This is a genomic window from Actinomadura sp. NBRC 104412, assembly GCF_030269515.1.
Lineage (GTDB): Bacteria > Actinomycetota > Actinomycetes > Streptosporangiales > Streptosporangiaceae > Spirillospora.
Map to the genome: position 1 here is coordinate 146,287 of NZ_BSTM01000016.1, position 9,170 is coordinate 155,456.

Annotated in this window: 8 protein-coding genes and 1 rRNA gene; 3 read left to right on the plus strand and 6 right to left on the minus strand. The window is 70.4% G+C overall.

Translation table 11 applies throughout. The features are described 5' to 3' along the window. Positions 1-103 precede the first annotated feature (103 nt). Complete coding sequence (locus QSK21_RS21055) at positions 104-445, plus strand: SCP2 sterol-binding domain-containing protein (RefSeq protein ID WP_285698220.1); 342 nt, start codon at positions 104-106, stop codon at positions 443-445. Positions 446-549: 104 nt separating this feature from the next. Here the strand turns inward: QSK21_RS21055 and QSK21_RS21060 are convergent, their stop codons facing one another. The 3 genes from QSK21_RS21060 to QSK21_RS21070 form a co-directional block, all read right to left on the minus strand. Beyond that, the gene (locus tag QSK21_RS21060) at positions 550-1,473 is read right to left on the minus strand and encodes a glycerophosphodiester phosphodiesterase family protein (RefSeq protein ID WP_285698222.1); all 924 of its coding nucleotides are present in this window, start codon (positions 1,471-1,473) and stop codon (positions 550-552) included. A 315-nt stretch (positions 1,474-1,788) separates the two neighbouring features. Continuing rightward, positions 1,789-2,802: an HAD-IIA family hydrolase gene (locus QSK21_RS21065; RefSeq protein WP_285698240.1), complete on the minus strand. Its 1,014-nt coding sequence runs from the start codon at positions 2,800-2,802 to the stop codon at positions 1,789-1,791. 71 nt (positions 2,803-2,873) lie between these two features. Continuing rightward, a complete protein-coding gene (locus QSK21_RS21070) occupies positions 2,874-3,323 on the minus strand; it encodes a tetratricopeptide repeat protein (RefSeq protein WP_285698224.1) in 450 nt (149 codons plus the stop codon). Positions 3,324-3,365: 42 nt separating this feature from the next. Here QSK21_RS21070 and QSK21_RS21075 point away from each other — a divergent pair, with 42 nt between their 5' ends. Both QSK21_RS21075 and QSK21_RS21080 read left to right on the plus strand, forming a co-directional pair. Beyond that, entirely contained in the window at positions 3,366-4,682 is a 1,317-nt protein-coding gene (locus tag QSK21_RS21075) for a DUF1015 family protein (protein ID WP_285698225.1), read from the plus strand. Positions 4,683-4,737: 55 nt separating this feature from the next. After that, positions 4,738-5,673 carry an MBL fold metallo-hydrolase gene (locus tag QSK21_RS21080; RefSeq protein WP_285698227.1) on the plus strand — a complete coding sequence of 312 codons (936 nt, stop codon included), beginning with the start codon at positions 4,738-4,740 and terminating at the stop codon, positions 5,671-5,673. Between the two features lie 25 nt (positions 5,674-5,698). Here QSK21_RS21080 and QSK21_RS21085 read toward each other — a convergent pair whose 3' ends face one another. The 3 genes from QSK21_RS21085 to rrf all read right to left on the minus strand — a co-directional run bounded on the left by QSK21_RS21085 (position 5,699) and on the right by rrf (position 9,160). After that, positions 5,699-6,868, minus strand: coding sequence for an alkaline phosphatase PhoX (locus QSK21_RS21085; protein WP_285698228.1), 1,170 nt, complete (start codon positions 6,866-6,868; stop codon positions 5,699-5,701). Positions 6,869-6,980: 112 nt separating this feature from the next. Then, complete coding sequence (locus QSK21_RS21090; protein ID WP_285698229.1) at positions 6,981-8,069, minus strand: tetratricopeptide repeat protein; 1,089 nt, start codon at positions 8,067-8,069, stop codon at positions 6,981-6,983. A 974-nt stretch (positions 8,070-9,043) separates the two neighbouring features. Further along, a 5S ribosomal RNA gene (gene rrf / locus QSK21_RS21095) occupies positions 9,044-9,160 on the minus strand. Positions 9,161-9,170 lie beyond the last annotated feature (10 nt).

Here is a 9,170-nt window from a genome sequence, read left to right on the forward strand (position 1 = left end):
TCCATCGGGGGTTCATCGTCTATGGCGAGTCGCTTCGGGCCCAGTCAGAACGCTACCGTCCCTTCACGACATCGTTGTCGATCGAACGGGGAACAGCCTGACCATGGCGAACGAGGAGGAGTGCCGCGGCGCGCTCGACCGGATCTCACAGCGTCTCGCGGAGGTGGACGGCGACCGGCTGGCCGAGCACATCGTCGAGCGGACGATCAGCTGCCGGATCACCGATCTGCGGCTCGCGTACCTGACGAGGATCCACGCGGGCGGCCTCGACCCGTTCGAGCTCACCGACGCGCCCGAGGACGCCCAGGTCAGGCTGACGGTGGCGAGCGACGACCTGGTCGCGCTCGCGCATGACGAGCTGAACCCCGCCAAGGCGTGGGCGAGCGGCCGCCTCAAGATCGAGGCGAGCTTCCTGGACCTGCTGCGGCTGCGCAAGCTGCTCTGACCACCCGCCGCGACAACGCCCGGGAGAACGACAGGCCGGGAAGACGACAGGCCCGGGAAAACGACAAGGCCCCCGCCAGGTCGCGGGGGCCTTGCCCGAACAGGTCAGCGGGGCCTGTACGCCCGGGGCAGGCGCAGACCACGCCGCTCCATGACCCTGCGCAGCCGGTCGGGGTAGTCGGTGATGATCCCGTCCACGCCGTCGTCGATCAGCTTCTCCATGGTCGGCTCGTCGTCCACCGTCCAGGGGACGACCTTGAGGCCCATGCGGTGGGCCCGGTCGACCATGGCCTTGGTCACGTACGGGCGGTAGCCCGGGTCGGTGATCTTGCCGTTCTCCGGCGAGCCGTGCACCGGCGAGAACGCGTCCGCGCCGAAGGACTTGATCGCCTTGAGCGGGTCACCGCCGAAGTCGTCGATGTCGATGCCGCCCAGCCAGGGTGACTTTCCGGGCTGGCCCGTCTGCAGGAAGGTGATGTTGGTCAGCGCGACCAGCGGCAGCCGCCTTTCGACCTGCCGCATCCGCATGAGGGCGCCCCAGTCGAAGCTCTGGATGGTCACCTGCTTGAGCATGCGCGCACGCCGGATCTCCCTCGCGGTGACCTGGACGAACTGTTCACGCGGAGCGGTCTCGTGCGGCGCGCCCGCCTCCACCTTGGTCTCGATGTTGAGCTTCACGCCGTACGCACGGTAGCGGTGCACCAGAGCGAACACCTCGCTCAGCAGCGCCATCTTCTGACCGGGCACGGTCCGCTGCCCCGGGTGCGCGGCACTTGGGGTCGAGCCGCAGTCCATGGTGCGGATCTGCTTGAGCGTCAGCGTGTGGATGTACTTGCCCACGTACGGGAACTCGGGGTCGTTCGGCGTCGCCGGGGCGGTGTCCAGGCACGTGCGGTTGCTGATCCGCCGGTCGTGCGTGACCACCGCCTGTCCGTCCTCGGTGATCTGCACGTCCAGTTCCAATGTGCTGACGCCGAGTTGGAGCGCGTTCTCGAAGGCGGGGATGGTGCTCTCCACGACCAGTCCCATGCCGCCCCGGTGTGCCTGAAGGTCGAACGCCTTGCGTTTGCCGTGAGGGTGCCCACCGGCCAGAGCCGGAGATCCTGTTCCGGCGAGCACCGCTACTACCATGCCGATTACCAGTAGACGTCTCATGGAGATCCCTCCAGATGGAAACTCTGGGAGAGATCACCATCCACCGGTTGCCTCCTGGAGAACGTCAGTCGACCCTCGCCGGAACACCGCCGTTCTTTGCTCACCCCACGCAGCAAGCCACCGCCAGGCCACCCAAGGCGAGACCTACGACATCACCCGGTCAACCAGCCGACACCGCCCCGGCCGCCACTAGCCAGAGCGTCCAAGAGGCAAACGCTGCAACGCCGAGCTCAGTGCGGCCGCCTCTGGCGGAGTCTCCCTGCTCCACGCGGCACCGGCCAAGGCCCTCAGCCCGTCGTAGGCATCACCGTCACCGGTCAACGCCACCCGGTCGCCTTCCCAACGGGCGGTCCAGCCCGCACAGCGGAAGCGGTCACCCTCGGTTTCCACTCCCCGATGCGGGACGAGCAGTCCGGTCAGATCCTGGGCGAAATAGGTCGGGCGTTGATGAGGTGGGGCAGTAAGAACCTCCATCGGGTCGGTCACGCCCGTGAACACCAGAAGACTGTCGGACCCTCCGTTGTGAGCGCCCTCGATGTCGGTGTCGAGCCGGTCGCCCACCACCAGCGGTCGTTGCGCCCCCGTACGCAGGATCGACTCATGGTGAAGGATCCGCTCGGGTTTGCCCGTGATGATGGGCTCCACCCCGGTGGCCGCGGTGATGACCCTGAGAAGCGCCCCATTGCCGGGCTGGATCCGCCCGCCGCCTCCCGGGATCGTGAGATCCCCGTTGGAACCCACGAACAGCGCACCGTCCCGTACGGCCCTGGTCCCTTCGGCGATCAAACCGTAGGACAGCCCGGGGTCGTACCCCTGCACCACCGCGGCCGGGCGTTCCGAGGCCACGGACACAGGCCGCAGCCCCTGCTCGTACAGCGCCTGCCGCAACCCCATGCCGCCGACGACCAGCACCTTGGAATGCGCGGGCAACCGCTCCGCGAGCAGGCGAGCCGCCGCCTGCGCCGAGGTGACCACGTCCTCCGCCCCTGCCGGCACACCCACGTCCGTCAGGATCGACGCGACCGCCGACGGCGTCCGCGAGGCGTTGTTGGTGACGAACGCGAGCCGCTGACCTGCGGCACGGGCCTTCTCCAGCGCCTCGACCGCCCTGGGGACGGCCTTGTACCCGATGTAGACGACACCGTCGAGATCGAGCAGGGCCACGTCGTAGGTCTCGCTGAGCGGGCGGTCACTGCTCTTCATCGCGTCCATCGCGGCATCGTACGAAAGGCCCCAGAGCCCTTCTTAGTGCACCCTGCTCACCGGCGGGAGGCTCACTTGCGGAATTTCAGCGTCGCGCGTGCGTGACGCAGCGCGTTGGCGTAGTCCTTGTTCTCCGGACGCATGGCGGCCGCGAGCGCCAGCGGTTCCACCGCCCGCTCGAACTGGCCTAAGCGGCTCAGCGAAAGACCCAGGCCGAACAGGGCGTAGTCCTCGGCCGGGTCCTCCTCGACGATGCTCCGGAAATTGTCGGCGGCCTCCTGGAACTGCCGAGCCCCGTACTGCGCGCGGGCCAGAGCCTCACGGATCGAACGCGAGCGCGGCTCCGCCTCCGCCGCCCGCGACAGCACCTGGACGGCGGCCGCCGCGCTCCCCGATCTCAGCAGCCGCAGACCACGCGTGTACCACTCGTACACCCCGCCGCCCGGCCCGGCGGGGTCGGGATGCCCTCCCGGATCGCCGCCGGTGGAATCGTCCGCCCGTCCCGATCCTTGAACCTTCATGTGGACCTCCCATCGGACGCCGAGCATCCCTCGCTGGCTAGCATGCCCACGGTGGACGGCGATCTCCCCTCCGGGCCGACCCCGGAGGAGTTCAGCGCCCGGATCTTCGGGTCGACGGCCCCTCGCTCCGGGGCGGGCCTTGAGCTGGCGCCGTTCCGCGGCGTCCGGTTCGCCCCCTCGATCGACCCCGAGGCGGTGACCAGCCCCCCGTACGACCTGCTGGACCGTGAGCAGGTCGAGCGGCTGAAGGCAGGCGGGGGCCACAACATCGTCCGGATCACGCTCCCCACCGACTACGGCGAGGCGGCCGCCACCCTCCGGCGCTGGCTGGACGACGGGTCCCTCGTCCACGACCCCGACCCGGCGCTCTACGTCTACGAGACCGCGGGCCAGCGCGGCCTCATCGGCGCCCTGGGCCTGCGTCCCGAGAGCGACCGGGTGATCCTCCCGCACGAGAACGTCTATCCCGGACCCGTGCGCGACCGGCTCGCCCTGATGGTCGAGACCCGCGCCAACCTGGAGCCGATCTTCCTGGTGTACGAGGGCGGCGGCGACGCCTCGCAGATCCTCGACGAGGCGGTCGACGGCTCACCGCTCATGGACTTCCACACCGGTGACCAGCGGCACCGGCTCTGGCGCATCGCCGACCCGGCGCTCCACGCCCGTATCGCCGCGGACCTTGCCCACCGGCAGGCTCTCATCGCCGACGGCCACCACCGCTACGCCACCTACCGGGCCCTGCAAGCGCGCCACAACAACACGCCCTTGGACAGCCCCACCCCGCCGAGGTCCGGCAACCCCTGGGACTACGGTCTCGCCCTGCTGGTCGACTCCACGCGTTACCCACCCCACCTAGGCGCCATCCACCGCGTCCTACCGAGCCTCCCGCCCGAGAAAGCCCTCCAACTGGCCGCCAAAGCCTTCGAGACGGCCCGGCTCGCCTGGCCGGAAGCCCTCCCCGCCCTGAAAGGCGCCGATGGCCCGGCATTCCTTCTAGCGGGCGGCGAGACGCCCTACCTGCTCACCAATCCCGCCCCGGCCTACCTCGAACGCACCATGCCCGCGCAGCACTCCGCACGCTGGCGCAACCTCGGCACGGCCGTACTGGACCACCTCTTGATCAGGCATCTCTGGCGGGTACCCGAGGACGAACAGAGCGTCGAAGTCGTCCACGACGACCCGCTGCTGGCCCTGAACCGCGCCCGCCACACCGGCGGCACCGCAGTGATCCTCAACCCCCTCAAGGTCGAGGAAGTCCTGGCCATAGCCGCCCAAGGCGAACGCGTCCCGCGGAAGTCCACCTCCTTCGGCCCCAAACCCCGGACAGGTCTGGTCCTGCGGCTCCTCTCCCTTCCCTGACCCGTCGAAGACCCCGCGGATTGTGGATGGCCGGCCGGCGCGCGATGATCGCCGGATGGAGTCCACGGTCACACCCCTCGGTGGCGGCGTCTACGAGATCGACACGCGGATGGCGGGCTACCCCGGCATCACGGCGGGATACCTGATCCTTTCGGATCGGCCATGCCTGGTGGAGCCGGGCACGGCCGGTTCCGCACCGGTCGTGCGGCGGGCGCTGGACGAACTGGGCGTCGGCGCCGCCGATCTGGCGACGGTCGTGGTCACCCACATCCACCTCGACCACGCGGGCGGTGTGGGTGACATCGCCGAGATGTATCCCGAGGCGCAAGTCGTGGTGCATGAGAAGGGCGCGCGGCACCTGGCGTCACCCGAGCGGCTCATGCGCAGCGCCAGGATGGTCTACGGCAGCAAGCTCGACACGCTGTTCGGCGAGCTGAAACCCACGGAACAGGCCAGGATTCACGCCGTCGAGGAGACCGGGGTCATCGACCTGGGCGGGGGAAGGCGGCTGGAGTCCTACTACTCCCCCGGCCATGCCAAGCACCACGTCGGCCTGCTCGACTCCCAGACCGGCGACCTGTACGTGGGCGATGCCGTCGGCGTCTACATACCGGAGACCAAGGATCTGAGACCGGCCACGCCGCCCCCGGACTTCGACCTGAAGACGGCGCTCGGCTCGCTCCGCAAGTTCCGGGAACTGGGACCCCAGCGCCTGCTGTTCGCCCACTACGGTCCGGTGGCGGAGGTGGACGACACGCTGGAGCGGTCCGCGGAGGAGCTGAGGGCCTGGGTGGACATGGTGAAGGACGCACGGGACGCGGGCCTGGACCTGGACCACGCGGTGGCGATGGTGCGAGACCGCACCAGGGAGCGCTACGCGTTCGACTGGGACGCGGTAGACCCCGGCCAGACCGCGAAGTACGAGATCCTCGAAGGCACGGAATCCAACGTGCAGGGCATCATGCACGCCCTGGACCGGCAGGACCGGTGAGGGCGGCCATGGGCCAGTAGCGAGGTCAGTGGCGGAAGGGGCCGGTCACCTCGTAGGTGTAGCCGTCCGTGCCTGCGGACACACCGCTCTCGCCGCGCTGGGAGGAGAAATACAGGCGGGTCCCATCGGGTGAGAAGGCCGGGCCGGTGATCTCGGACTCCTCGTGTCCGAGGACGCGCAGGAAGGGCGCGACCGTGCCCTCCGGCGTGATGAGGTTGATCTCCATGTTGCCGCCGTCCTCGGCGACGAACAGGTCCCCGGAGGCGGCGCCGGTGATGTTGTCCACGCCCGTCAACGGCGGTTCGCCGCCGGTCACCAGGTCGTCGTCGTACGCCAGGTCGAGCCTCTGGGCGGCCGCGTCGTACGCCCAGACACGGTTGTCGCCCTTGGTGGTGAAGTAGCAGATGCCGTTCGCGTAGTAGCAGCCCTCGCCACCGTCGAACCGCATCGCTCCGGACACCTGCTCGCGCGTGGGCGTTATCCAGAGGCGGGGCGAGGGGACCCGCGCCCAGGTGACGGGGCCTGTGCCCGAGCCCACCAGGACTTCGAGAGTGCCCTCGGTCAGGTCGCCCCAGGTCTGCGGACGGAACCGGTAGAAGCATCCGTCCGATTGGTCCTCGGTGAGGTAGATGACCCCGCGCTCTGGGTCGCAGGCGGCGGCCTCGTGCTTGAACCGGCCCATGGCCGGGCGTGCCCTGGCCGGCTGCCGGCCGCGCGGGTCCGTCTCGTGCACCAGGCCGATGTCGTGCTCCTCGCAGGACAGCCACGTGCCCCAGGGGGTGGCGCCGCCGGCACAGTTGATGCTGGTGCCAAGCAGGATGCGGTACGCCGATGTGACCGTGCCGTCCGCACCGAAACGTATGGCGGAGGCGCCGCCTACCAAGGGCACCTCGGAATTGCTCACGTAGATCCAGCCGTCGCCGTCGCGGAAGCACGCGCCGCCGTCCGGCGCCGGGTGCCAGACGTACCGCGTACCCGGCACGCGCCGCAGCGAGCGGGCGACGATGCGGCTGGTGAACCCGGCGGGGAGCTGGACGCCGTTCGCGTCGGCCGGCAGCAGGCCCCCGTACGGGCCGGGGCCGGGCTGAGCGGGCCCGGCCAAAGCCTGCTGCCACAGCGCCCCCGAAAAGGCGGCCGTGCCACCGGCGACCGCGGCGGCCCTGAGGAAGACACGTCGGTTCAAGGGGGTGGGCATGACGCACCTCACGAGATCGTCCCGATTCCGAGGGAGTCGATCAGCGGCCGATGACCCCCTCACCCCCGAAATGCCACGACCTCGTGAATATCAGGCGAATCACCCAGACCGGTCAAGGCTTCGTTCCGGGCGCCTGTTCGCCGGACTCCCCGTCGCCACCATGGGCCGCAGAGTCGGCGGCGCCGTCCTCGGGCACGTCCCGATCGGCCTCCTGCGGCTCCAGGAAGACCGCTGGAGCCTCGGGCACCTCCGGGGAGGGTTGATGGCCCTCGGCCTCGCCCGGACCCGCTGGCGGCGCTTCTGGGGCCTCGGCCGGCGGTGCCGCCTTGAACTCGATCGCGGTCGGGCCGGGAGCGTCGCGCTCCGCCCCGGTTTCGCCGGGTTCCTGCCGCACCGGATCACCGGCGTCCGCCTCAGCCTCGGCCGGGGTGCCGGGCGCGTCGGGAACGTCACCGGCGGCGGGACCCTCCTGAGACGGCACCGCGTCCTCCGGCTCCGCCTCGGCCCCTTCAGCGGACGCGGGCGCCTCGTCCTCGTCCTCTTCGGTGTCGAGGATGTGCAGCCCCTCAAGTTCCGCGTACCGTTCAGCGGCGTCGGTGTCGCCTTCACGGTCGGCCGCCGCGGCCCGAGCGAACCATTCGGCGGCCTCGTCCCGGCGATCGGCGTCCGCCAACGCGTCGGCGTAGGCGTAGAAGAGCCGCGCCGACCACGGCCGCAACCGGCGGTCCCTGAGCTCGGGCACCTGCAACGTGACCACGGCCGCGTCGTACTGACCCAGATCCCGCCGCGCGCCCGACTCCACGATGCGCAGCTCCACGCGCCCCGCCTGGTCGAGCTTCTTCGCCTCCGGCGCCTTGGCGAGGTCCAAGGCGCGTTCGGGACGGCCCAAGCCGCGCTCACAGTCCGCCATGACGGGAAGGTAGGAGTCCTCCGCGGTGCTCAGGCGACGAGCCGCCCGCAACTCGGCGAGAGCGTCCGCCCACTCCCCCGCGTGATACGCCGCGAGGCCGGTGGCCTCACGCACGAGCCCGACCCGCGAAGCGACACGGCGAGCCGCTTTGGCGTGCCGGTACGCGGTCTCGGGGTCCTCCTCCGCAAGCCGACCCGCCATCACCAGGTGACGCGCGACGCGCGACGCCAGGTCCCGGGGCAGCGTGCGCAGCTCCGCCCGCGCCTCCGCGTCCAGCTCTTCACCGGTCACATCATCGGGCAGCAGCGGCTCGTCGTGCTTCGGCGCGGGCCGTTCCTGCGTCTGGAAGCCCTCACGGCGCCGCGAGGACGAGGGGCCATGGGCACGCTTGCCGCCACCCCCTTGCTGCTGCCGGGGGCCGCGCGCGCCGTAACGCTTGTCACGGCCACCCTCGAAGCGGCGTCCGCCTCCAGGACGGTCGTCACGGCGCGGTCGATCACCCCGTGGCGGCCGGTCATCGCGACTCTGCCGTTCCGCACGCTCGTAGCGGTCCGTAGCGCGCCGCCGGTCGTCCCGACGAGCGGAGAAATCGCGCTGGGGACGGCCGTCGCGCCCCTTCGGGCCGCCCTCGGAAGCGCGCTCATCGCGGCGTCCTGGGCGGTCGTCCCTGCGAAACCTGTCATCTCGCGAAGGGCGGGCCGCACCGTCCCTACGGGGCCCGCCACCGCGGCCCTTGAAGCCGCCACCGGTCGGGCCTCCTTGGGGCCGCCGCTGGAATCCCCCAGCTCCCTGGGGACCGCCTGCGGGACGCCGTCCACGCGGGCTTCCAGAGGGAGCTCCATCCCGTCCACGGGAGCCGGGCTGCGCCCCACCCGAGCCCTGGCGCTCATCCGGATGCCTGAAGGGCCGGTCGGGTCGGCGGTCATCCCGCCAACCGCGCTGACGGTCCTTCCAACCACCGCCCGAACCAGGACGACCCGCGCCGGACGAGCGGCCCCGGTCGCCACCAGAACCACGGTCCTGCCGGCCGCCGCCCTTGCGGTACCCCGGACCGCCATTTCGGGCGTCGTTCCCGCGGCGAGGTGGCTTACCCCGTCCCCCGTCGTTGCCGCGCCGCTCACGGTTCCCGTCGCTGCGGCCGTCCTCTTCCGCGCTCATCACGTCCGTCACTGTTCTCGGTGGTTGGAGACCTGCGCCTTATTCTGGCAGGTCCAAGACACGCGTCGAGGGCCGCCCCGAAAAGGGGCGACCCTCGACCAATATATGTCCGGCGGCGTCCTACTCTCCCACACAGTCTCCCATGCAGTACCATCGGCGCTGGAGAGCTTAACTACCGGGTTCGGAATGGGACCGGGTGTTTCCCCTCCGCCAAAACCACCGAACGACCCACAC